At 72.6% G+C, this 22476-nt stretch carries 19 protein-coding genes; 6 read left to right on the top strand and 13 right to left on the bottom strand.

Annotated elements, in window-relative coordinates; genetic code table 11:
- Positions 1 to 53: 53 nt before the first annotated feature.
- Positions 54 to 704, top strand: coding sequence for a class I SAM-dependent DNA methyltransferase (locus ACF073_RS11190; protein ID WP_392068562.1), 651 nt, complete (start codon positions 54 to 56; stop codon positions 702 to 704).
- Here the strand turns inward: ACF073_RS11190 and ACF073_RS11185 are convergent.
- Together ACF073_RS11185 and ACF073_RS11180 are read right to left on the bottom strand one after the other, a co-directional pair.
- Positions 701 to 1645: an SDR family NAD(P)-dependent oxidoreductase gene (locus tag ACF073_RS11185; RefSeq protein WP_392068560.1), complete on the bottom strand. Its 945-nt coding sequence runs from the start codon at positions 1643 to 1645 to the stop codon at positions 701 to 703. The genes ACF073_RS11190 and ACF073_RS11185 overlap by 4 nt on opposite strands.
- A gap of 47 nt (positions 1646 to 1692) precedes the next feature.
- Positions 1693 to 2580, bottom strand: coding sequence for an SDR family NAD(P)-dependent oxidoreductase (locus tag ACF073_RS11180; RefSeq protein ID WP_392068558.1), 888 nt, complete (start codon positions 2578 to 2580; stop codon positions 1693 to 1695).
- A 71-nt stretch (positions 2581 to 2651) separates the two neighbouring features.
- On the opposite strand from ACF073_RS11180, the gene ACF073_RS11175 reads away from it, so the two are divergent.
- A complete protein-coding gene (locus ACF073_RS11175; RefSeq protein WP_392068556.1) occupies positions 2652 to 3593 on the top strand; it encodes a LysR family transcriptional regulator in 942 nt (313 codons plus the stop codon).
- Between the two features lie 274 nt (positions 3594 to 3867).
- Here ACF073_RS11175 and htpG read toward each other — a convergent pair whose 3' ends face one another.
- A complete protein-coding gene (htpG, locus tag ACF073_RS11170) occupies positions 3868 to 5784 on the bottom strand; it encodes a molecular chaperone HtpG (protein ID WP_392068553.1) in 1917 nt (638 codons plus the stop codon).
- A gap of 340 nt (positions 5785 to 6124) precedes the next feature.
- The gene (locus tag ACF073_RS11165) at positions 6125 to 7351 is read right to left on the bottom strand and encodes an alginate lyase family protein (protein WP_392068937.1); all 1227 of its coding nucleotides are present in this window, start codon (positions 7349 to 7351) and stop codon (positions 6125 to 6127) included.
- Between the two features lie 429 nt (positions 7352 to 7780).
- On the opposite strand from ACF073_RS11165, the gene ACF073_RS11160 reads away from it, so the two are divergent.
- Together ACF073_RS11160 and ACF073_RS11155 are read left to right on the top strand one after the other, a co-directional pair.
- Positions 7781 to 8566 carry a lectin gene (locus ACF073_RS11160; RefSeq protein ID WP_392068935.1) on the top strand — a complete coding sequence of 262 codons (786 nt, stop codon included), beginning with the start codon at positions 7781 to 7783 and terminating at the stop codon, positions 8564 to 8566.
- 82 nt (positions 8567 to 8648) lie between these two features.
- A complete protein-coding gene (locus tag ACF073_RS11155; protein ID WP_392068551.1) occupies positions 8649 to 9749 on the top strand; it encodes a glycoside hydrolase family 19 protein in 1101 nt (366 codons plus the stop codon).
- 154 nt (positions 9750 to 9903) lie between these two features.
- Here ACF073_RS11155 and ACF073_RS11150 read toward each other — a convergent pair whose 3' ends face one another.
- Entirely contained in the window at positions 9904 to 10464 is a 561-nt protein-coding gene (locus ACF073_RS11150; protein WP_392068549.1) for a TetR/AcrR family transcriptional regulator, read from the bottom strand.
- A gap of 145 nt (positions 10465 to 10609) precedes the next feature.
- Between ACF073_RS11150 and ACF073_RS11145 the strand changes: the two genes are divergently transcribed.
- Entirely contained in the window at positions 10610 to 11623 is a 1014-nt protein-coding gene (locus tag ACF073_RS11145; RefSeq protein WP_392068547.1) for an NADP-dependent oxidoreductase, read from the top strand.
- Between the two features lie 231 nt (positions 11624 to 11854).
- Positions 11855 to 13765, top strand: coding sequence for a glycoside hydrolase family 5 protein (locus tag ACF073_RS11140; protein ID WP_392068545.1), 1911 nt, complete (start codon positions 11855 to 11857; stop codon positions 13763 to 13765).
- Positions 13766 to 13900: 135 nt separating this feature from the next.
- Here the strand turns inward: ACF073_RS11140 and ACF073_RS11135 are convergent, their stop codons facing one another.
- The 8 genes from ACF073_RS11135 to ACF073_RS11100 form a co-directional block, all read right to left on the bottom strand.
- Positions 13901 to 14353 carry an SRPBCC family protein gene (locus ACF073_RS11135; protein WP_392068933.1) on the bottom strand — a complete coding sequence of 151 codons (453 nt, stop codon included), beginning with the start codon at positions 14351 to 14353 and terminating at the stop codon, positions 13901 to 13903.
- A 14-nt stretch (positions 14354 to 14367) separates the two neighbouring features.
- The gene (locus ACF073_RS11130; RefSeq protein ID WP_392068543.1) at positions 14368 to 15237 is read right to left on the bottom strand and encodes an RNA polymerase sigma-70 factor; all 870 of its coding nucleotides are present in this window, start codon (positions 15235 to 15237) and stop codon (positions 14368 to 14370) included.
- Between the two features lie 186 nt (positions 15238 to 15423).
- Entirely contained in the window at positions 15424 to 16632 is a 1209-nt protein-coding gene (locus ACF073_RS11125) for a MalY/PatB family protein (protein ID WP_392068540.1), read from the bottom strand.
- Positions 16633 to 16768: 136 nt separating this feature from the next.
- Positions 16769 to 18010, bottom strand: coding sequence for an MFS transporter (locus tag ACF073_RS11120; protein WP_392068538.1), 1242 nt, complete (start codon positions 18008 to 18010; stop codon positions 16769 to 16771).
- Positions 18007 to 19158 (bottom strand): PLP-dependent cysteine synthase family protein, encoded by a 1152-nt coding sequence (locus ACF073_RS11115; RefSeq protein WP_392068536.1) that lies wholly within the window; start codon positions 19156 to 19158, stop codon positions 18007 to 18009. Before ACF073_RS11115 ends, ACF073_RS11120 begins: the two co-directional genes overlap by 4 nt.
- Positions 19159 to 19269: 111 nt before the next feature.
- On the bottom strand, positions 19270 to 19692 hold the full coding sequence (locus ACF073_RS11110; protein ID WP_392068932.1) for a hypothetical protein: 423 nt from the start codon (positions 19690 to 19692) through the stop codon (positions 19270 to 19272).
- Positions 19693 to 20513: 821 nt separating this feature from the next.
- Positions 20514 to 21233, bottom strand: coding sequence for an alpha/beta fold hydrolase (locus tag ACF073_RS11105; RefSeq protein ID WP_392068535.1), 720 nt, complete (start codon positions 21231 to 21233; stop codon positions 20514 to 20516).
- 21 nt (positions 21234 to 21254) lie between these two features.
- Entirely contained in the window at positions 21255 to 22226 is a 972-nt protein-coding gene (locus ACF073_RS11100) for an alpha/beta hydrolase (protein WP_392068533.1), read from the bottom strand.
- Positions 22227 to 22476: the final 250 nt, after the last annotated feature.

The following is a 22476-nucleotide window of genomic DNA, read 5'->3' as shown; positions in this document are numbered from 1 at the left end:
GGCCATCAACTCCCCTGGCTCCAGGGGCGGTCACCGGACTACCGTGCCCGGCCATGGACACGGATCGCTGGTTGACGGACACCCGGACCTCCTACGACGCGGTCGCGGCCGGCTACGCCGAGCGCCTGCGCGACTCACTGGCCCGGGAGCCGTATCTGCGGGCCGCGCTGGCCCTGTTCGCCGACTCGGTGCGGGCCGCGGGCGGCGGCCCGGTGGCGGACGTGGGCTGCGGCCCCGGTCACGTCACCGCCCACCTGCGGGGGCTGGGCGCGGACGCCTTCGGTGTCGACCTGTCACCCGCGATGATCGACGTGGCGCGGCACGACCATCCCGGCCTGCGCTTCGAGGTGGGCTCGATGACCGAACTGGACCTCCCCGACACGTCGGTCGCGGGTCTGCTCGCCTTCTGGTCGCTGATCCACGTACCCGACACCGCCGTACCCACGGTCCTCGGCCATTTCCGCCGGGTGCTGCGCCCCGGGGGGCCGCTGCTGATCGGCTTCCACCTCGGTGACGCGACCAGGCTGAAGACTCAGGGCTACGGCGGCCACCCGATGCACGTCCACATCCACTACCGGCGGCCCGAGCGGCTGACGGCCTGGCTGGACACGGCCGGGTTCACGGTCGAGGCCCAGCTGCTGCTCGACCTGGACACGAGCCTTCCGGGGGCGCTCCTCTTCGCCCGCCGGCGATCCGACGCCTAGGCCGCATGCATGTCGGCCGCACCTGCGAGGAGGTCCTCCGACAGCCTCCACAGGCGCCGGGCGTTGTCCGGGTCCACGGCGTACCGGGCGACCCCGGCCGGCGTGCCGGAGCGGCGGCCGACGACCTCGGTCTCGTTGCAGTCGACGAAACAGCGTCCGCCGACGCCGTCGAGGAGGGGGGAGGCCGCGAGGAGGACGGACGTCGCGGCGCCCTGCTCGACGGTCTTGATCAGGTCGGCGGCGACCCTGCCGCTGCCCTGCCCGCCGATGTGACGCTGCAGGTTCGTGTGGATCGCCCCGGGCATGAGGGCGTTGGCGGTGATCTGGTCGCCGGCCCAGCGTCGGGTCGCCTCCACCGCGAAGAGGATGTTGGCGGTCTTGGACTGGCCGTAGGCCAGCCACGGGTCGTAGCGGCGGAAGTCGAAGTGGATGTCGTCCCAGACGATCGGCGACTGCTGGTGGCCGGTGGAGCTCACGGCGACGACACGGGCGCCGCCCGCGGCGGCCAGCGCGGCGTGCAGACCGGTGGCCAGGGCGAAGTGGCCGAGGTGGTTGGCGGCGAACTGCCACTCCCAGCCCTGTGCGGTGTACTGCTCGGGGCAGGCCATGACGCCGGCGTTGTTCACCAGCACATGGAGCGGGCCGCGCCAGGCGCCCGCGAAAGCGGTGACGGACGCGGGCTCGGTGAGGTCGAGGTGCGCGACACGCACCTCCTGGTTGCCGGTCGACGCGATGATCTCCTTGGCGACGCGCTCACCCGCCGCCTCGTCCCGGACGGCGAGGGTGACGTCCGCGCCGGTGAGTGCCAGTGCGCGGGCCGTCTCGGCTCCAAGGCCGGAGGAGGCCCCGGTGACCACGGCACGGCGGCCGGTGAGGTCGATCCCCGCCGCGACTTCGGCGGCCGTGCTGGAGAAACCGAACGGGGTGGTGATCGCACCCATGAATGAACTCCTTGCCAAGTGCTGATACCTGCGTACGGGGTGGGCGGTCACGGGGTGAGCAGACGGTCCTGTTCCACCAGAGGCGTGCCGTCGTACCAGGGCAGGGCCTTGCCGAAGCGGACCAGCTCGCCGTAGAGGCCGGGATCGACGTGCTCGGCGAGGACCAGGTCGAGTACGGCCGTGGCGGCCTCGGACGGTGACTGGGCCTGGCTGTAGTCGCTGAACCAGGGGCGCGAGGTGGCGGTGTCGACCATGCCGGGGCAGACGGCCGCGATCAGTGTGCCGGTGGCGAGGTCGTGCGTGCGGCGCTCGGCGGCGACGGCGCGGACGGCGGCGACCTGCGCCACCTTCGAGGGCACGTTCAGCCAGACCGGCCAGCCCGCTTCCCGCGCGGTCCCGGTATGGACGGCGCTGCGCCAGGACTCGACGGCGTACTCGACCTGGTCGAGGGTCGCGCCGTCGAACAGGTGGTGCAGCCGGGGATCGAGGTGGCCGAGGGTGCCGAGGCTGCTGGCCACGACGATCAGCCGGCCCCCCGGGCGGAGGACGGGGCCGAAGGAGCGCAGGATCGCGTGCGTGGCGGTGTTGGAGACGTCGATGAACTCGTCGGCCCGGGCGGCCTGCGACTCGTCGGGCAGTACGCGGGCGACCGCGTTGGAGAGGACGATGTCGACCCCTCCGTACGCGGCCCGGAGCTCCTCGGCGAGCCCCGCGATGGCGTCGGTGTCGGTGACGTCGAGCACCCGGCCCTCGACACGGGCGCGGGTGGCGGGCAGTCGGGCGGTCCGGCGCGCGGCGTCCGCCACGCGCCGGCGGTCGCGGCCGGTGAGCAGGACCAGGTCGTCCGGGTTCATACGGGCCGCGAGACCTTCGGCGAAGGCCCGGCCGAGACCCTGGTTGGCGCCCGTGACGAGGGCTACACGTGATGCGTTCATGCCTGCCACGCTAGGAAACCGGCATCCATGAGTCCAACGAGAGTTCGGCAAGTCTGGTATGCGTATTCGTCATGGACTTCACCGATGTGTCGCTGACCGCGCTGCGCGTCCTGCGCGCCGTGGCCGAGCAGGGGACCTTCACCTCGGCCGCCGCGTCGCTGGGCTACACCCAGTCGGCGGTGTCCCGTCAGATCGCCGCGATCGAGCGGGCCGCGGGGGCCGAGCTGCTGGAGCGGCGGCGCGAGGGGGTGCGGCTCACGGCGGCCGGCCGCGTCGTGATGCGCCGGGCGACGATCGTGCTCGACGAGATCGAGGCGACCGCGCGGGAGCTGTCGGGCCTGCCGGGGCAGGCCGGAACGGTCCGCCTGGGGTGGTTCCCCACCGCCGGCGCCTTCCTGCTGCCCCGCGCTCTGGCCGCGCTCCGCCGCAGCCATCCGGGGCTGCGGGTCGTCAGCCGGGAGGGCACCACCCCCGCGCTGGTACGGGCCTTGCGGGCGGGCAGCCTCGATCTCGCCCTGCTCGCGTCGGCGCCGCCGTTCCGCGCGCCCGACACCGAATCGCCTCCGCTGGTGCTCCGGACGCTCACCGAACGCGCGCTGTGCCTCGCGGTGCCCGCCGCCCATCCGCTGGCCCGCGGGGACTTCGTCGACGTCGCCGATCTGCGCGGGCAGCGCTGGATCGCGGGCCCCTCCTCGGGCGAGGACCGGCTGATGGGCGTGTGGCCGGGTCTGGACGAGCGGCCGGACATCGTCCATACGGTCCGCGACTGGCTCGCCAAGCTCCAGCTGGTGGCCGCCGGTTGCGGGCTGACCACGGTCCCGGCCGCCCTCGCCGCAGCGGCGCCGCCGGGGGTTCGCGTCCTTCCGGTCCGCGGCGGGCCGCAGGAGCAGCGGCGGGTGCTCCTGGCCCGGCTCCCCCAGCCGCCGACCGAGCCGGTCACCCTGGTGGCGAGCGCCCTCCGCGCGGCGGCGCTGGACGCCGACACGCCCGCACCACCCGCGCGGCCCTCGTGATGCCGGGGCCTGGGAAGCCGGCCCCGACGGGGGGGATCTGGCGACACCACGACACGACCGCGGCATGCACGCGCTCGGTTCGCCGGAAAGCGCGCGACTCGCGGCCGATGTGCGGTTTCCACGCGCTGACCGAGTGGCCGCTCCGGACGTCCGCCTGGCGCGCGGGCGCGGTGGGCTCCGCCTCGGTTCCCGTGGCAGCGGGGCGCGGCGTGCGCGTCGGCGGCCTGCCCCGACGGGTGTCTCCCCCGGGGCAGGCCGCCGACGCCGGGCCGACCTACAGAGCGCGCTCCAGCCGGGTCGCCATCAGCTTGACGAAGCGGGCCGGCTCCTTGGGCTGACCGCCCTCGGCGAGCACCGCGAGACCGTGCAGCAGCTCGGCGGTCTCGGCGAGTTCCGAACGGTCCTCGCGCTCCTTGTACGCCTGGTTCAGGCCCTTGACCAGCTGGTGGTCCGGGTTGAGCTCCAGGATCCGCTTGGCCCGGGGCACCTCCTGGCCCATCGCGCGGTACATGTTCTCCAGGGCCGGGGTCAGGTCGTGCGCGTCGGAGACGACACAGGCCGGGGAGACGGTGAGCCGCGAGGACAGGCGCACGTCCTTGATGTCCTCGTCCAGCTGCTCCCGCATCCAGCCGAGCAGCCCGGCGAACTCCTCGGTCTGCTTCTCCCGTTCGTCCTCGGAGGACTCCTCGTCCTTGGTGTCGAGGTCGATCTGCCCCTTGGCGACGGATCGCAGCGTCTTGCCCTCGTACTCGCCGACGGCGTCCGCCCACACCTCGTCGACGGCGTCGGTGAGCAGCAGCACCTCGATGCCGCGGTCCCGGAACGCCTCCATGTGCGGGGAGTTCTCGATGCTCTGCCGGGTCTCGCCGGTCAGGTAGTAGATGTCCTCCTGGCCGTCCTTCATCCGCTCCACGTACTGCTTGAGCGTGGTCGGCTCGGTGTCGTCGTGCGTGCTGGCGAACGACGCGACGGCGAGGAGGGCGTCACGGTTCTCCGAGTCGGTGATCAGCCCCTCCTTCAGGACCGTGCCGAACTCACGCCAGAACGTGCCGTACCGCTCCTGGTCCTTGGCCATCAAGTCCTTGACCGTGGACAGGACCTTCTTCGTCAGCCGCCGCCGCATCATCTCGATGTGGCGGTCCTGCTGGAGGATCTCCCGGGACACGTTCAGCGAGAGGTCCGCCGCGTCCACGACGCCCTTGACGAACCGCAGGTACGGCGGCAGCAGCGCCTCGCAGTCGTCCATGATGAACACGCGCTTGACGTAGAGCTGCACACCGCGCTTGGCGTCCCGCGTGAACAGGTCGTGGGGGGCGTGCGCGGGCAGGAACAGCAGGGCCTGGTACTCGAAGGTGCCCTCCGCCTGGAGCCGGATCGTCTCCAGCGGGTCGCGCCAGTCGTGGCCGATGTGCTTGTACAGCTCATGGTACTCGTCGTCGGAGACCTCGTCGCGGGAGCGCGCCCACAGCGCCTTCATGGAGTTGAGCGTCTCGGGCCCGGGCGCCTCGTCACCGTCACCGTCGCCGGCCGCGGCGGAACGCTCCGGCTCCAACCGGATCGGCCAGGTGATGAAGTCCGAGTACCGCTTGATGATCTCCTTGATCTTCCACGGCGAGGCGTAGTCGTGGAGCTGGTTCTCCGGGTCGGCGGGCTTGAGGTGGAGCGTGACCGAGGTGCCCTGGGGCGCGTCGTCGACGGTCTCCAGCGTGTACGTGCCCTCGCCGCGCGACGTCCAGCGGGTGCCCTGGGCCTGGCCGGCCCGCCGGGTCAGCAGGGTGACCTCGTCCGCCACCATGAAGCCGGAGTAGAACCCGACGCCGAACTGGCCGATCAGTCCCTCTTCGCCCGCCGCGTCCTTGGCCTCCCGCAGATCCTGGAGGAACTGGGCGGTGCCCGAGTTGGCGATCGTGCCGATGAGCTGACCGACCTCGTCGTACGACATCCCGACGCCGTTGTCCCGCACGGTGAGGGTACGGGCGTCCTTGTCGATGTCGATCTCGATGTGCAGGTCGGACACATCGGCGTCGAGCGAGTCGTCCCACAACTTCTCCAGACGCAGCTTGTCCAGGGCGTCGGAGGCGTTGGAGACGAGCTCCCTGAGGAAGACATCCTTGTTCGAGTAGACCGAGTGGATCATCAGCTGCAACAGCTGACGGGCCTCTACCTGAAACTCAAACGTCTCGGTCGGCATGTTCGCGAATACCTCGCAGGTCGTATCGCCGGAACGGGTGCAGCCACTGTAAAACACCACGTCAGGCCGGTGGCCGGATTCCGAGGTCAGTGGCTGGATCAATACGGCGCGCAGCCGCCCGTCACGCGGCGCGGCGCACCCGTACGGGATGCCGGCTACCTGCCCCGCCTGGTTGTTGCCGCCGTGCCAGGGCCACTGGGTGATCCGCGCGCCGTCCTGTGCCCCCCGTCCCATGATGAGCGGCGTCCGCAGTGCCCGTGGGACCCGGTTCGGTGGCCGTGGGTGCCGGTGCGCTGTCCGCCGACAGCGCACCGGGGCTCATGCCCCTGGCCCCGTGCGCTCAGTTCGGGTTGTCCCCGTGCGTGAGGGTCTCCCACGCGACGAAGAGGTTGTTGCTGCCCGCCGGGCGGTTCTGCTGGGTCAGGGTCTGGGTGTTGGTCATGGCGATGCCCAGACGGTTGTGCAGGGCGTTGTAGCCGACCTCGGTGATCGGGCCGAGCCCCCGCTTGACGGTCCCGCCGCACAGCCAGCTCGGGACGGCCGTGCCCAGTTCGTACTTGGCCTGGAAGCCGAGCGCCTGCCGCAGCCGCTCGCCGACGTCGGTGCCGTACAGGTCCTGGCCCTGGATGCGGCTGGTCTCGGCGATGTGCGAGATGGCCGAGATGCCGTATCCGGTGTGGGTGAAGTCGCGGCAGGTCTCCTGGGTGAGTCCGGTGACGAAGGTGGACTGGCCCTGCCAGTAGGAGACGATCTTGTCGCGGGTGTTCAGGTTCTGGCTCGGCACGGTCTTCGGCAGATCGCCGTCGGAGGAGAGGTACACATAGGCGGCGGCGCGGGTGCGGAATTTCGCCATGGCGGTGTCGTACGACGCCTTGTCCTCCAGGAAGACCGAGATGCCGACGGCCGCCTCCATCATCGACAGCTCCCAGTTGCCGTTGGAGTTCGAGCCGTTGATGAGCTTGGGCAGGTAGACGTTGCGGAGCATGGTCGCGAACCGGCCGGAGTCGGCCCAGGTACCGGTGTACGTGTACTTGATGATCTCGGCGGCCTTCGGCCAGGAGGAGCCGGCCCAGCCCGTCTGCAGCGGCGCGTTGCTGTTGGTGTGGTCCCGGAGGGTGCCGGACCAGGCGTCCATCAGCTCGATCGCCTTCTTGGCGTAGCGCTCGTCGCGGGTGATGTACCAGGCGAGCGCGTCGGTGTAGGCGGCGATCGCGTCCTCGCGCTCGTCCGTGCAGCCGTAATCGGGGTCGGAGTACGGACCGCACTCGACGACCGCGCGGGGCTTGGGGGTGCGGCTCAGGCTGGCGTACTTGCCGGCCATCATCTGGTCGTACGCGCCCTTCCACGGCTGGGCGCCGGCGAGCACCTTGTCGCGGGCGAAGTCCAGCTGGGCGCGGGAGACGGTGACACCGGGGTGCGCGAAGGCGGTCGGAGCGGCCTCGGCCCGCTGGGCGGTGCCCGGCCAGGAGAGCAGGCCGGTGGTGAGCATGGCGACCGCTGCCGTGAGGGCGACGGCGGAACGCGGGGACGTGCGACGGCGCCGGGTGGGGGCGTCCTTCTCCTGCATCTCAGCCGTGTCCTGCATCTTATCCGTCCTCATATGTGAACGTCATCCGACTTCTTGAACGCTCGGGTTGACGAGGACCCTAGGTACGGACCACAGGGCCGTCAAGGGGCTGCGAGAAGCGGGTTGTTCACGGGGAAGGGGCCGACCCCCGGTGCGGCGCAGCCGTCTCACCGGCATCAACACTTGAATGCCGGGTGACAGGCCACAGCACCGCCGCGCTGACTTGAATTCAACCTCCGAGGTCAGCCAACTCCCCTCGCAGGCCGCCTCGTTCGGGTCTTGACGGTGTTGGTTCAGACCACTTACGTTCCGGAGGCCGGGTGGGCCTCCCCTGCAGCGCTCGGCTCGGTGAGGCCTTCCCCGTCCTTCATCGACCGCGAAAGGCTGTGATCACCTCCCGTGGCCGTACAACCCCCCACACGCTCAGCGCTGTTCAGAACCGCGGTCGGCGCCGCCGTCGCCGTATCGGCCGGTCTGCTCGCCGCGTCTCCCGCCCAGGCCGCCACCGGCACCATCACCGGCCTCGCCGGCAAGTGCCTCGACGTCGCCGGTGCCGACTCCGCCGACGGCACGGCCGTACAGCTCTACGACTGCAACGGCACCGGCGCCCAGCAGTGGACCGTCGGCGGCGACGGAACCCTCCGCGCCCTCGGCAAGTGCCTGGACGCCAGCGGGAACTCCACCGCCGACGGCGCCAGAGCGCAGCTGTGGTCCTGCACCGGCGGCGCCAACCAGAAGTGGACCGTCACCGCCGCCCACGACATCGTCAACCCGGCGGCGAACAAGTGCCTGGACGCCACCGGGAACTCCTCAGCCAACGGCACCCGCGCCCAGATCTGGAGCTGCACCGGCGGCGCCAACCAGAAATGGAACGCACCCGCCGCACAGACCGGTGAGACGTGCTGGGCCACGCACTACGGCCCCCAGCCGCCCGGTGCCCTGACGGCCAGCGGCGAGGTGTTCGACAACAACGCCGACACGGCGGCGACGTCGCTCAGCCGCCGGCCGCAGCTGCCGTTCGGGACCAGGGTCCAGGTGACCAATGCCGCCAACGGCCGGTCGCTGGTGGTCCGCGTCAACGACCGGGGCACGTTCGCGCAGACTCCGCAGGAGCCGAAGTGCCTCGATCTGACCGACGGCGCGTTCAGCCGGCTCGGCGGCACCCTGAACCCGGACGACGGCCACGTCGTCGTCACGCAGACCGTCCTCGACTGACGCCCCGCACCACAGCCACTTCGCGAACTGGAGCCGACTCTCCATGAATACCCGGTACCTCAGACGGACCTCGTCGCGCCGCATGCCCCTCGGACGGTTCCTTGCCGCCCTCCTCGCCGCGTCCTTCGCCGTGCTGTTCGCCGTCACACCGGCCCAGGCGGCCGACGGGCAGATCACCGGCCTCGCCGGCAAGTGCGTCGACGTGGCGGGCGCCAGCAGCGCCAACGGCACGGCCGTACAGCTCTACGACTGCAACGGCACCGGTGCCCAGCAGTGGTCCAACCCGGGCGACGGAACGCTGCGGGCACTCGGCAAGTGTCTTGACGTCGTCGACCGCAGTACGGCCGACGGCGCCGCCGTGCAGCTGTGGGACTGCTCCGGCGGCCCCAACCAGCAGTGGGTGGTGACCGCCGCCCACGACATCGTCAACCCGGCGGCGAACAAGTGCCTGGACGTACGGGACAACAACTCCGCCAACAGCACCCGGCTGCAGATCTGGACCTGCGGCGGCGGCGCGAACCAGAAGTGGAACGCACCGGGGAGCGGCGGGGGCGGCACGCCCTCCGGGTTCGTCGTCTCCGAGGCCCAGTTCAACCAGATGTTCCCGAGCCGGAACTCCTTCTACACCTACCAGGGGCTGACGGCCGCCCTCGGCGCCTACCCGGCCTTCGCGAACAGCGGCAGCGACACCGTGAAGAAGCAGGAGGCCGCGGCCTTCCTCGCCAACGTCAACCACGAGACCGGCGGCCTCGTGTACGTCGTGGAGCAGAACACCGCCAACTACCCGCACTACTGCGACTGGGGGCAGCCGTACGGCTGCCCGGCGGGCCAGGCCGCGTACTACGGGCGCGGCCCGATCCAGCTCTCCTGGAACTTCAACTACAAGGCGGCCGGCGACGCGCTCGGCATCGACCTGCTGAACAACCCCTGGCTGGTGCAGAACGACGCCGCCGTGGCCTGGAAGACCGGCCTGTGGTACTGGAACACCCAGTCGGGGCCGGGCACGATGACCCCGCACAACGCCATGGTCAACGGGGCCGGCTTCGGCCAGACCATCCGCAGCATCAACGGCTCCCTGGAGTGCGACGGCAAGAACCCCGCCCAGGTGCAGAGCCGCGTCGACGCGTACCAGAGGTTCACCCAGATCCTCGGCGTCAGCCCCGGTAACAACCTGTACTGCTGACCTCTCCCCCCACGGCACGCCCCCGGCGTGTGGGCCGCTGCGGACACGGCGGCCCACGTGCCGGGGGCGTCTGCGTCCGGGTGGACCCGCACCGGCCTGCACCGGTCCGCGCCGACCCGTACCCGCGGCCCGCGCGGGCGGCGATCGCCTTCGCTCAGCGTGCCGCTCCCCCGTTCGTCAGGATCGCGCCCGCGATCACGTCGAAGAGGTGGCCGGCACGAGGTGCGAGCGCGGCTTGATCACCCAGCCATGCGAGCGCCGCCACCAGGGCGAACAGATCCGTGCCGTCGAGGTCCGTCCGCGCCGTGCCCGCGGCCTGGGCGCGGGCGAGGAGCCGCGTGCCCGCCGCGCGCATGGTGACGCACGACGAGTGGAGCGCGGACTCGGTGTCCTCAAGGGCGGCCGTCATCAGCGCCACCACGCCCCGGTACTCCCGTGTGCACGCGACGCAGTCCGCCAGCCAGGAGAGGAGGGCGCCTTCGGGCGAGCCCGATGCCGCGAGGTCGTCCGCCGTCGCCGTCAGCTCGTCGAAGCGCGTGCGGAGCAGGGCGTCCAGCAGCGCCTCGCGCGTCGGAAAGTGGCGGAGCAGCGTGGCCAGCCCCACATCGGCCCTGCGGGCGATGTCCCGCAGCGACACATGGACGCCCTCCTCGGTGATGGCGTCGCCCGCGACCACGAGCAGGTGGTCACGGTTCTTCCTGGCGTCGGCGCGCATCTGTCCCTCTCGTGTCTCTCTTGACCATCCGGATCACTGATCCATATTATCCGGTTCACTGATCCGGATAATATGGTTCACTGATCCGGTTAATCTGGATCAGTGATCCGTTCAGCGTATCCCGCGGCGCAGGCAGGAGAGAGCGATGTCCCCACGCACGATGAGGGCGATCCGGTTCCATGAGTTCGGCGGCCCCGAGGTGCTGCGCCATGAGGAGGTCCCGGTGCCCGATCCGGGGCCGGGCGAGGTGCTCGTCCGCGTGCACGCGGCCGGACTCAACCCTCCTGACTGGTACGCACGCGAGGGAATGCCCGACGTACCACCCGAGCTCAGGCCCCCGTTCGCCCTCCCCTCGGTCCCGGGGACCGACGTCTCGGGTGTCGTGGAGGCCGTCGCCGCCGACGTCGACGGCTTCGCGGCCGGGGACGAGGTGGTCGGCCTGGTGCGCTTCCCCGCCGCCCTGCAGAGCGGCGCGTACGCCGAGTTCGTCACCGCGCCGGCGTCCGATCTCGCCCGCAAGCCGGCCTCCGCCGACCACGTGCACGCAGCCGGCCTGCCCATGTCGGGGCTGACGGCATGGCAGTTCCTGATCGCCCTCGGGCACGATCACCCCTCGCCCTTCCAGGAGGCCCCGCACCGCCCGATGGCGCTCGACAGCACGACCACGGTGCTCGTCAACGGCGCCGCCGGAGGCGTGGGACACCTCGCCCTCCAGCTGGCCAAGTGGAAGGGCGCCCGCGTCATCGCCGTCGCCTCCGGCACCCACGAGGCGTTCCTGCGCGAACTCGGTGCCGACGAGTTCATCGACTACACCAGGGACCGGCCCGAGGACGTCGCCCGTGACGTCGATCTGGTCCTGGACACCGTCGGGGGTCCCGACAGCCGGCGTTTCCTGCGCACGCTCAAGCGGGGCGGGGCGCTCTACCCGGTGTATTTCGGCGCGTTCGACGACGAGGAGAACGCGAGGCTGGGCGTCACCGTCACGGCCACCCAGGTCCGCTCGAACGGGGCGCAGCTCGCGGAGCTGGGGCGCCTGCTCGACGCGGGTACGGTCCGTGTGGCGATCGACAGCACGTTCGCTCTCGCGGACGCCCGGGCGGCACACGAGCGCGCCGCCCGAGGGCACATCCGGGGCAAGATCGTACTCACGGTCGCCTAGGACCGATCCGGCCGGTGCTTCGGCATGCGCCTCGCAACACCGGTCGCATGGACCCAACCACCCGCGTGCGTACCGGTGTTCATCACACCACCGGTACGCGGTCCGGGGACAGAACGCGGCGCACCGGCTCTTCCCTGTCCGGTGCCGGTGGTGGAGACTCCGCCCAGCCGGGCGGTGCCGTCGAGGGGCCGCCCGGCTCCCCCACGTCTCCGACCCCCAGGGGCTGCCCTCATGCCGATGCCACCAGCTGTGCTCCGCATCGCCGTCACCGCCGCGGGATTCCTGCTCACGGTCGGCACGGCCTTCGCCGCCGCACCGCCGCACTCCGCCCCCGACCGGACCGCCGCCGCCGCGGCCGACCCGGCCGACTGGACCGCACCCCTGTCCACCCGGGGCCGCTACATCGTGGACGCCCACGGCGACCGCTTCCGGCTGAAGGCCGCCAACTGGGACGGCGCACAGGGCTCATGGACCGGCAGCGGAAGCGTCACCGACCCCGCCGACCACCATGCCGGGCAGGACTCCCACGGCATTCCCCTGGGCCTCGACCGCGCGCCCATGTCCCAACTGCTCGCGGATTTCCACGCGCTGGGGATCAACTCCATCCGGCTGCCGTTCTCCAACGAGATGATCCACGGCACGACGCCCGTGCCGGACGGCGCGGTGGCTGCCAACCCCCAGTTGCGCGGCAAGACGCCGCTGGAGGTGTACGACGCCGTGGTCGACGCCCTCAGCCGGAGCGGCTTCGCCGTCATTCTCAACAACCACACCAACACCACCCGGTGGTGCTGCGGCGTCGACGGCAACGAGCGCTGGAACAGCGGGCAGTCCACCGCCCAGTGGGCGGACGACTGGGTGTTCATGGCCCGCCGCTACGCCTCCGTACCACGGGTGGTCGGCGCCGACCTGTACAACGAGGTCCGGCGCGACGTCCTGGACGACCCCAACTGGGGCCTGGGTGACAACCACGACTGGTACGGCGCCGCCCAGCTCGCCGCCGACCGCATCCTCACCGAGGCCGACCCACGCCTCCTCATCGTGATCGAGGGCGTCAACTGGACCGGCATCCCCGTGGACGGGCTCCCGCACGGCCGACCGGTGCTCACCCCCGCCCGCACCCTCTCGCACACCCTCGTCGACACCCACAAGCTGGTCTACTCGGCACACTTCTACGGCTACACCGGCCCGCGGCACAGCGGCGCCACCGGCATCGGCGAGACCCACGACGCCCGCTACCAGGACCTGTCCCGTGCTGAGCTGTCGGCGGCCCTCGACGACGAGGCGTTCTTCGTGACGGAGGCGGGCAAGCACTACACCGCGCCCGTGTGGGTGAGCGAGTTCGGCATCGGTGCGGGCGAGACGAACGCCGCGGCCCGCACCTGGTTCGGCAATGTCACCGACTACTTCGCCGACCATGACGCCGACTTCGCGTTCTGGCCGCTGGTCGGATTCGAGGGCCACGACGACTGGGCGCTGCTGCGCTACGACGGCTCCGGGCACCGCTCCGGCATCCTCGACTCCGGCGACTGGCGGGCCACCGCATGGCAGCACCTGATCACCACGCCGGGCAGGACCGGTCCGGTCGCGGCCGTTCCGCTGTGGCGCATGCTCAGCACCGATCACGGCGACGCCGTGGCATCGCTGCGGGTCCGCGCCACCGGGGACTGGGATCAGGGCGCCCACAAGGCCGCCTGCCCCGACGGCACCCGGCTGGCGGGGCTGAGCCACACCGGCGGGCGCGGCCTGTGCACCGACACCGCCACGGGAGACCTGCGCGCCGCCGAGGCCCGCCAGACCGTCGTCACCGACGAGCGCAACGTACCGTCCGGCGGGGACTGGGCGTCCGGCTACACCAAGTACCAGTGCCCCGCCGGCGAGTTCCTCATCGGCTACAGCCTGCGCGGCGAACGCGTGTCGGCCGCGCTGTGCGCGCCGGCACGGACCGCGCTGTCCGGCACCGGACGGACCGTGTGGTTCGACCGCTCCGACACCCGGCCCGCCGACGCGCCCGGCGGCGATTTCGCCGCCGGCGCCTACAAGGGGCAGTGCGGGACGAACGAGTACGCCGCCGGGATCGCCTTCACCACCCGCGTGGGCAGCCGCCCCGGCCCCGCCGCGCTGCTGTGCCGCACCCTGCCCTGACGCGGGCGCCCCGGCGTCGTCCGGCCTGACGGCCGCCCCGGGCGGAGACCACCCCCGTACCGTCTCCGCCCGGGCCCGCTGACGCGCCCGTGCCGGGACTCCGGGTCCCGGGACTCCACGACGGGCACGGTCACGTCACACCCGGGACCGGGTCAGCGCGGTGTCGGCGGTGGCGAGGATGTTGCGGAAGGTGCCGAGGAGGACGGGGCGTACGACGAGCCGGGTCAGCAGCGGCCCGAGCAGCGGGACGCGCAGCTCGGCGCGGGTCGTCCAGCGCACCAGGGTGCCCTCGCCCGCCTCGGTGAAGGTCATGCTGCCGAGTTCGTGCCGGGACGGGGGCAGGCTGCGCTCCACGACGTACTCGGTGGCGTGCGGCGGGTCGTAGCGGGTGATGCGTTCCCGGAACCAGCCCATCAGCCACAGATGGGTGCGGACGGCACCGACGCCGTAGGGCGCCTCCTGTCCGACGCGGGTCAGGGTGCAGCGCACCGCGAGCGGTGAGGCGGTGTAGTTCGTCGTCGTGGTGAGCCAGGCGAACACCTCTTCGACGGGGGCGTCGATCACGCGTTCCACGGTCATGGTCTCCATGGTGGTGGTCCTCCTCATCTGCCGAGCGTGCGCAGGGTGTCCGCGCGGCGCAGCTTGTCGGGGTTGCGCAGGCCGTACAGGCCGGTGATCAGCGCGCCGTCCGTCTCGAACGCGACGACCCAGTCGAGCCGTCCGTCGGTGAGGAAGCGCGCGGCGGGCATGCCGTTGTACGCGGCGGGCTCGATGTCCGTCGACGTGCTGGTGCGGGAGACGCCCAGGGTGAACCGGGCGACCTCCTCCCGCCCGGTGACGGGGCGGCGGGCGGCGGTCGCCTTGCCGCCGCCGTCGGCGATGAGCACCACATCGGGCGCCAGTACGTCCATCAGGGCTTGGACGTCGCCGGTGGCCGTGGCGGACAGGAACCGCTGGACGATGGCGCGCGTGGCGTCGGAGTCGGGCGCGAAGCGGCGGCGGCGTGCCTGGACGTGCCGGCGTGCGCGGTGGGCGGTCTGCCGTACCGCCACACCGGTGCGGCCCGTGGAGGCGGCGATCTCGTCGTGGGTGTAGCCGAACACGTCGTGCAGCACGAAGACGGCGCGCTCCAGCGGGTTGAGTGTCTCCAGGACCAGCATCAGGCCCATCGACACCGCTTCGGCCAGGATGACGTCGTCGGTCACCTCCGGCGCGGTGCGGATCGGCTCGGGCAGCCAGGTGCCGACGTACTCCTCGCGCCGTGCTCTGACCGTCCGCAGATGGTTGAGGCACTGACGGGTCACCAGGCGGACCAGATAGGCGCGCGGATGCCGGACCGTTTCCGGGTCGACGGCGCTCCAGCGCAGATAGCTCTCCTGCAGTACGTCCTCGGCGTCCGCGGCGCTGCCCAGCAGCTCATAGGCGAGGGTGAACAGCAGCGGACGGTGTTCGGTGAAGGGATCCTCGGCCATGCCCATCGAGACACCCGGGGCGGGAGAACCGTGACACCTCCCCACTGTGATTCGCTTCACAGTGGGGAGGTGGCGGTGTTCCGCCGACCGCGGCGAGCCCCCCGGGCGGGAAGGTGCGGGCGGCGGACCGAGCGGTCCGCGCCCTCGTCGTACGCGTCCCCGCCGGACACCGGAGGGCCGCGGCCCTCAGTCCAGGGACTCCCTGACGCGGCGCAGGATCTCCCGCAGGATGCCCTGCGACGTACCGAAGTTGAGCCGTACGAAGCCCTCGCCGCCCGGTCCGAACGTACGGCCGTCGTTGAGCAGCACTCGCGCCTTGTCCAGGAAGAAGGCGTGCGGGTCGCGGACCGCCTCCAGACCGCGGCAGTCGAGCCAGGCGAGGAAGGTGGCCTGCGGGACCCGGTAGCGCACACCGGGCGGAAGCTCCTGGCGGACCAGCGCGGCGTTGCGCTCCAGGACCTCCCGCAGCCGCTCCAGCCACTCGTCCCCGTCGCGCCAAGCGGCCAGGGTGGCCGCGACGCCGAAGGTGTTCGGCTCGCCGTACAGATGGCTGGGGTGCGCCAGTGCCTCGCGCACCCCGGCCGCGCCCACGTGGGCCACGGCGCAGCGCGCCCCGGGCACGTTGAACGCCTTGGTGGCCGAGGTCAGGGTCACCGTGCGTGCCGCCGTCTCGGCCGAGAGCGAGGCGAACGGGATGTGCCGGTGCGGGGCGTGGACCAGATCGGAGTGGATCTCGTCCGCGATGACCAGCAGGTCGTGGCGGAGCGCGAGCGCCGCCAGCGCCTCCAGTTCCTCGCGCCGCAGCACGCGCCCCGTCGGATTGTGCGGGTTGACCAGCAGCAGCACCGGGGAGGGCCGCTCCGTCAGCTCCCGGTCCAGCCGCTCGGCGTCGAACGACCAGCTGTCGCCGTCCGGCGTGTACGGCACCGGGTGGAGACGCCGGCCCATGCTCGCGATCGTCTCCAGGAACGGCGGATAGGTCGGTGTGTGCACGACGACACCGTCGCCCGGCCGGGTGGAGACGTTCAGGACGGCTTGCAGGCCCTGGTTGATGTCGGTGAACTCCCGCACGTGGGAGGGGTCGGGCAGCCAGCCGTGGCGTGCTCGCATGCGGTCGGCGAAGGCGGTCCGCACGGGGTTGTCGGCGTGCCGCCCGTCCCAGGAGGGGTAGCCGAGGTCCTCCTCCACGCAGCGCAACAGGGCCGCGCGCACGCTGGGGGCGGGCGGGAAGTCCATCTCGGCGATCCACGCCGGGATCACACCCGGCGCGGCCCGGTGCCACTTCACCCCGGGGCGACGGGCCAGCGCCGGGACGTCGAGGTCATCGAACGGGTCGGAAGGGTCGGACGGTTCGGAAGGGTCGGACGGTTCGGACGCGGGTGACAGGGGTGACATGGAGTGCCTTTCTGCTGATGTCCCTCACTCCGGTGGGCGGTGGAGGCCGTCTCCTGCCCGGGGCGAACGGCACGATCATGCCGAGGTGGCCGAAGCCGGGCGACCGCTGCTCCGGCCAGAAGGCGGCGATCCTGGCCTACCCGGGCACCGGAACCGCGCTCGCGCCCAGGTGTCCGGCCCGGTGCAGCCGTACGACGAGTCCGGCGCATCCGAGCCCGGTGGCGGCCAGCGCGGCCCACGGCAGCCAGCGCACGCCCGTGTCGAACAGCGCCCCGACGGCCAGGTTGCCGAGCGAGACCGCGATGCCGGAGGCGGTGCTGTAGGCGCCGTAGTACGTGGCGACGAGCCGGTCGCCGGAGAGCCGGACCACGGTGTCCATCTCGAAGGGGTAGAGCAGCGCCCCGCCCCCGGCCAGCAGGACCGCGCACACCGTCAGCGCCCCCGCACCGGCCGCGGCGCCCGGCACGCGGGGCAGCAGCGGCAGGAAGGCCGCGCCCATGAGCATCAGCCCGTACGCGACGGCCTGCGGCCCGGACAGGGTGCGCTGCGCCCATGCGGTCAGTCTCAGCTGTCCCGCCAGCGCGGCCAGCGCCGAGGCGGCGAAGACCGCGCCGGTGACCACCGCGGTGTGCCGGCCGAAGAGTGCGCGGGCCTGCAGCGGGAGGGCGAGGTAGACCTGGAAGGCCAGCACGTAGGAGCCGCTCATGGCGGCGGCGAAGAGCACGAAGGGGCGGTTGGCCGCGACGGTGCGCCAGTCGGCGGCGACCGCCCTCCAGGCGGGTTCGGCGCCACGGCCCGCGGGGGGCCGGGCGGGCAGCGCGCGGGCCTGCAGTACGGAGAGGGCGCCGAAGATGAGCGCGGCCACCGTGCACACCGCACTGAAGTCCCAGGCGAGCAGGGCGAGACCGGCGAGCGGGCCGACCAGGATGCCCGCCTGGTAGAAGACGTTGAAGGCGGCGAACGCCGCCACCCGCCGCTCCTCGCCGGCGTCCGCCGCGAGATAGGCGCGGACGGCCGGATTGAACAGCGCACCGGCGAGCCCGGTCAGCGCCGAGGCGGCCACCAGAGCGGACAGCGAGTCCGCCACCGCCAGCAGCACGAACGCGACCGAGCGCAGGGCGCAGCCGGTGAGGATCATCGGCTTGCAGCCGTAGCGGTCGGCGAGGGTGCCGCCGACGAGGAACATGCCCTGCTGGGTGAGGTTGCGCACCCCCAGCACCAGTCCGACCGCCCAGGCGGCCAGACCGAGGCCGTGGGCCAGATGGTCGGCCAGGTAGGGCATGAGCATGTAGAAGCCGAGGTTGATGGCGAACTGGTTCACCATCAGCAGCCGGGACGGCCGGTCGAAGGAGGTCACGTGGACCCGCAGCCGCTTCACCGGGCACCCGCCCTGGCCAGGTCGCGCGCCAGCGGATCACGGACCCGGGCGCACCGGGTCCACCGCGTCACCGCGTGCGCGTCCGGCTCGGCCATCTCGTCGGGCTCCGACGGGGGCGCCTGCCCTAGCAGGGCGTGCTCGCGGCACCAGGTGTCGTCGTAGACCGTGTGCAGATAGCGGTGCGGGCCGTCGGGGAAGATCGCGGCGATCCTGGTCCCGGCGGGGTGGGTGCGCGCCGCCCATCCGGCCACCAGCGCCACCGCCCCGACGCTCCAGCCGCCGGACGCGTAGTGGCGGCGGGCGAGTTGCCGGCAGGCCCAGACGGCCTCGGCCGGGGCCACCCAGTGGACCTCGGCGAAGGCCGCGTAGTCGACGTTGTCCGGGTGGATGCTGGAGCCCAGGCCGCGCATCAGCCGGGGGCCCGCCGGCTGGCCGAAGATCGCCGAGCCGACCGAATCCACCCCGATGAGCGCCAGCCGCGGGAAGACCTCGCGCAGCACGGCGCGGACACCGGCGGAGTGGCCGCCGGTGCCGACCGCCGCCACCAGCACGTCGATCCGGCCGAGTTGGGCGATCAGCTCGGCCGCCAGCGGCCGGTAGGCGGCGACGTTGTCGGGGTTGCGGTACTGGTCCGGGCAGTAGGCGCCCGGGGTGCGGGCCAGCAGCTCGGCGACGCGCTCGCGGCGAGCCGCCTGCCAGCCGCCCTCGGGATGCGGCGCGGCGACCTGGACGACCCGTGCGCCCAGCGCGGTCAGCAGGCGGGCGAGCGGAGGTTCGAGGCCGGGGTCGGTCACCACGGTGACGGGGTGGCCGTAGGTCAGCCCGGCCAGGGCGAGGCCGAGGCCGAGGGTGCCGCTGGACGACTCGATGATCGGGGCGCCCGGCGCGAGTTCGCCGCGCCGGCGGGCCTCGCGGACCATGTGCAGGGCGGGCCGGTCCTTGAGGCCGCCCGGGTTGGCCCCTTCCAGCTTGGCGTGGAATCCGCGGCCGGGCGGGGCGAAGGGTTCGTCCACCCACAGGACCGGGGTGTCGCCCACGAGATGGGCGGGGCGCCGGGCGATGAGCGGACGGGGTCTACGGGGCGTACGAGGTGTGCGGGGCGTTCCGGGCGTACGGGGCTCGAACGGTTCGGGCAGGGAGAGGTGCATGGGCGTACGGCTCCTTCACGCCCGGCGGCGGTGCGCCGGGCGCTGTGCGGGTGGGGGGCGCGCGGGCACACCCCGCGCCGCGTACCGGTGCCGGGGTGTGCGGGCGGCGTCCTACTGCCGCAGCACGCAGCTGAGCACGAGCGAGGAGCCGGAGCGGCAGGAGGGCGAGCGGCTGAACCGCCGGTGCCACGCGGGGTGCGCGAGGCGGTCGCCCGTCACGGCGGGCGGCGGCGGCTGGTGTGCCCCGCCGTCGGGCACGGTGTCGTCGAGGGCGGCGCGCGGCCGGTCCGCCGTGTGAGCGCCGTGACCGTCCGCCGCGTGCCGGTGGCCGGGGGGTGGCGCGGTCGAGCCCCGGCCGTCGGTCGCGTCCGCGAGGTGCGGAACGGGCTGCGCCAGCACGGGACTCGGGTCCGGGCCGGCGGAGGAGCAGGCGTGCACCGCGCCGGTGAGGTGGGCGGCGATGACCAGGACGAGGCCGAGCAGCAGGGCGGCGCGGCGTGAGCGTCCCGCGCTCCCGCCCCCGCTGTCCCGCATCCTGATCACATGCGCAGGGTAATCGGCAAGTGACGTCGTGTCATGGCGGCGGCGGTGCGACACACCCGCCCGGGGCCTCCCGCACTCCGGAGGCGGGGCGGCCGGGGGACGCCCGTCGGCCGCACGCACGGCGGCGGCCCGCTTCTCCCCCTCGGTGCCGGCCTCACCGCCTCGGACACCCGCGCACCCCTTCCTCGGCCCGAGCAGCGACCCGACGGCGGGCGTGGCCGGGGACGGCGGGCCCGGCAACGGGACCTTGCCGCGCACGGGGCGGCAGTCCAAAGGAGCTGGCCGGCCGTACCTCGGCGGCGACGAGCCGGGAATGCCTTCGGCCATGACGCGGACCGGCGGCTACGGAAGCGCCGGGTCCGTCATCGACCTCCTCGGCCGACATCGACCCGGCCAAGCGCCCGAAGACCGCGCCCCAGGCCTCCGACCGGTCCGCGACGTCATCGCGCGGCCCGCCGCGTTCGGCCCGGACACGGTCCGCCTGAGCCCGTACGAGAGCGATCCCCGGCAGTGGGCGGTACTCGGTGGCGCGGTGTATTTCCTGTACCGGGTACCAGGTACCGGGTGAAGGGCAGCGCCTTCCGGTTCTCCGGGCGGTACGACCGGCTCGGGTGACGGTCCGCTCTCGGTGGTGCGCGGTACGACGCACGGGTCCGGCTCCCCCGCGTCCGCTGGACGCGGCCGGCGCGCGCCCGAGGGTCCGGCGCGCGCAGGGGTCCCCGCCGCGGGCGGAGCGGTGACCCGCGTACCGGGCCGCGAGGCCGCGCGGACGCGATGCGGGGAGGCGTCCGCGCGGCCGGCCTGTCGCCGGATCAGCTCGTCGCGCGAACCGCTTCCCGGATCAGGTCGGCGACCGCCCTCGGCCGGGAGACGGCGACGGCGTGCGAGGCGTCCTCGACCTCGATCACGGTCGCCCCGGCCCGCTTCGCACCGAAGCGCTCCACCTCCGGGTTGATCGCGTTGTCCGCGCCGGCCACCAGGGCCCAGGACGGCTTGGTCCGCCACGCGGCGGCCGGTGCCTTCTCCTCGAAGGCCGCCGCGGCGAGTGGGCGCTGCGCCGCGGCGAGGACCTTGGTCACGTCAGCGGGCACATCGGCGGCGAAGACCGACGGGAAGGCGTCCTCGGCGATGGTGACCTCGACGGCCGGGTCGCCGCCCGCGACGGGATACGTCCACTCCTTGAGGTTGCTCACCAGCGGCGACAGCGGGAAGCGGCCCTGCAGTTCACCGAGGCTCTCGCCCTCCTCCAGGGCGTAGGCGGCGATGTAGACGAGGCCGACGACGTTGTCGGTGGTGCCGGCCACGGTGATGAGCGCGCCGCCGTAGGAGTGGCCGACCAGGATGACGGGGCCGTCGATCTGGGACGCGACGGAGGCGACGTACGCGGCGTCGGCCACCAGGCCGCGCAGCGGGTTCGGCGGCGCGATCACGGGGATGCCGGCGCTCTGCAGGTCATCGATGACCCCCGACCAGCTGGCGGCGTCCGCGAAGGCGCCGTGGACGAGGACGACGGTGGGCGTGGTGGTGCTCATGGCTGGGGTGTCTCCTCGGTGTCAGGCGGTGTGCAGCGCGGCGTGCAGCGTACGGACGGCCATGGTGATGGCGGCCTCGGCGGCGTGGGTGCCGCGCAGGGCGTTGAGCATCACGAAGTCGTGGATGATCCCCTGGAAGCGCACCGCGGTGACCGGCACGCCCGCCGCGCGGAGCTTGTCGGCGTACGCCTCGCCCTCGTCGCGCAGCACGTCCGCCTCGCCGGTGATGACCAGCGCCGGCGGCAGGTCCGCGAGCTGTTCGGTGGTGGCGCGCAGCGGGGACGCGGTGATCTGGGCGCGCTCGGACTCGTCGGTGGTGTACTGGTCCCAGAACCACTGCATGCCGTCGCGGCGCAGGAAGTAGCCGGTGGCGAACTGGTGGTAGGACGGCGTGTCGAAGTTCGCGTCCGTGACCGGGTAGAACAGCACCTGCTGGACCAGCGGGACGCCGCCGCGCTCCTTGGCCATCAGCGTCAGCGCCGCCGTCATGTTGCCGCCGACGGAGTCACCGGCCACGGCGACGCGGGAGCCGTCGAGGCCCTTGGTCGCGCCCTGCTCCACCACCCACCGGGCGACCGCGAAGTTCTGCTCGATCGCGACCGGGTAGCGGGCCTCGGGCGAGAGGTCGTACTCCGGGAAGACGACCGCTGCCGCCGCGCCGACGGCGAGTTCGCGCACCAGCCGGTCGTGGGTCCGCGCGTTGCCGAAGACCCAGCCCGCGCCGTGGATGTAGATGATGACGGGCAGGGTGCCGGTGGTACCGGCGGGCTTCACGATCCGCGCCCGGACACTGCCCGTCGGGCCGCCCGAGACGGTGATCCACTCCTCGTCGACCGCCGGCTCGGCTATGTCGCCGGACTGCACCTCGTCGACCGCCTTGCGACCGTCCGCCGGGGCCAGGTCGAACAGGTACGGCGGGTTGGCGGTCGCGGCGGCGAACTCGGCCGCGGCCGGTTCCAGTACCGGCTGGGCCGGAGTGAGGGCATCGGACATGGGTATCTCCTGGAATTGCGTCGGGGAGGCCGGTCGTCCCGGCACACGGCCCGGATGGGGTGCTGCGCGCTTCCGGCGCCGCTGGAGTGCACGTTAGAACCGCCGTGGACGCGCCGGTTGCCTGTCAGCGCACGCCTGGCGTGCTCACAGTGCACGACGGCCGCACCCGGTCCGGCCTGCGGGCGGACGCCCCGCACCCGCACCGCCCGCCGGTGTGCGCCGAGTGCGCTGTGGGGAACGTTTCCGTGCA

Origin of the sequence: Streptomyces sp. NPDC015171 (assembly GCF_043079545.1) — a bacterium.
In the GTDB taxonomy this organism is placed as follows: domain Bacteria; phylum Actinomycetota; class Actinomycetes; order Streptomycetales; family Streptomycetaceae; genus Streptomyces.
Note: the sequence above shows the minus strand (reverse complement) of the source record. Positions and strands in the feature narration are given on the sequence as shown.

Excerpts from the sequence above, each read along its gene's own strand:
- ACF073_RS11100 (WP_392068533.1), bottom strand. The coding sequence starts at position 22,226 with ATGTCCGATGCCCTCACTCCGGCCCAGCCGGTACTGGAACCGGCCGCG.
- ACF073_RS11135 (WP_392068933.1), bottom strand. The coding sequence starts at position 14,353 with ATGGAGACCATGACCGTGGAACGCGTGATCGACGCCCCCGTCGAAGAG.
- ACF073_RS11105 (WP_392068535.1), bottom strand. The coding sequence starts at position 21,233 with ATGAGCACCACCACGCCCACCGTCGTCCTCGTCCACGGCGCCTTCGCG.
- ACF073_RS11165 (WP_392068937.1), bottom strand. The coding sequence starts at position 7,351 with ATGCAGGAGAAGGACGCCCCCACCCGGCGCCGTCGCACGTCCCCGCGT.
- htpG (WP_392068553.1), bottom strand. The coding sequence starts at position 5,784 with ATGCCGACCGAGACGTTTGAGTTTCAGGTAGAGGCCCGTCAGCTGTTG.
- ACF073_RS11140 (WP_392068545.1), top strand. The coding sequence starts at position 11,855 with ATGCCGATGCCACCAGCTGTGCTCCGCATCGCCGTCACCGCCGCGGGA.
- ACF073_RS11190 (WP_392068562.1), top strand. The coding sequence starts at position 54 with ATGGACACGGATCGCTGGTTGACGGACACCCGGACCTCCTACGACGCG.
- ACF073_RS11150 (WP_392068549.1), bottom strand. The coding sequence starts at position 10,464 with ATGCGCGCCGACGCCAGGAAGAACCGTGACCACCTGCTCGTGGTCGCG.
- ACF073_RS11110 (WP_392068932.1), bottom strand. The coding sequence starts at position 19,692 with ATGCGGGACAGCGGGGGCGGGAGCGCGGGACGCTCACGCCGCGCCGCC.
- ACF073_RS11175 (WP_392068556.1), top strand. The coding sequence starts at position 2,652 with ATGGACTTCACCGATGTGTCGCTGACCGCGCTGCGCGTCCTGCGCGCC.
- ACF073_RS11145 (WP_392068547.1), top strand. The coding sequence starts at position 10,610 with ATGTCCCCACGCACGATGAGGGCGATCCGGTTCCATGAGTTCGGCGGC.
- ACF073_RS11130 (WP_392068543.1), bottom strand. The coding sequence starts at position 15,237 with ATGGCCGAGGATCCCTTCACCGAACACCGTCCGCTGCTGTTCACCCTC.
- ACF073_RS11125 (WP_392068540.1), bottom strand. The coding sequence starts at position 16,632 with ATGTCACCCCTGTCACCCGCGTCCGAACCGTCCGACCCTTCCGAACCG.
- ACF073_RS11115 (WP_392068536.1), bottom strand. The coding sequence starts at position 19,158 with ATGCACCTCTCCCTGCCCGAACCGTTCGAGCCCCGTACGCCCGGAACG.
- ACF073_RS11155 (WP_392068551.1), top strand. The coding sequence starts at position 8,649 with ATGCCCCTCGGACGGTTCCTTGCCGCCCTCCTCGCCGCGTCCTTCGCC.
- ACF073_RS11185 (WP_392068560.1), bottom strand. The coding sequence starts at position 1,645 with ATGGGTGCGATCACCACCCCGTTCGGTTTCTCCAGCACGGCCGCCGAA.
- ACF073_RS11180 (WP_392068558.1), bottom strand. The coding sequence starts at position 2,580 with ATGAACGCATCACGTGTAGCCCTCGTCACGGGCGCCAACCAGGGTCTC.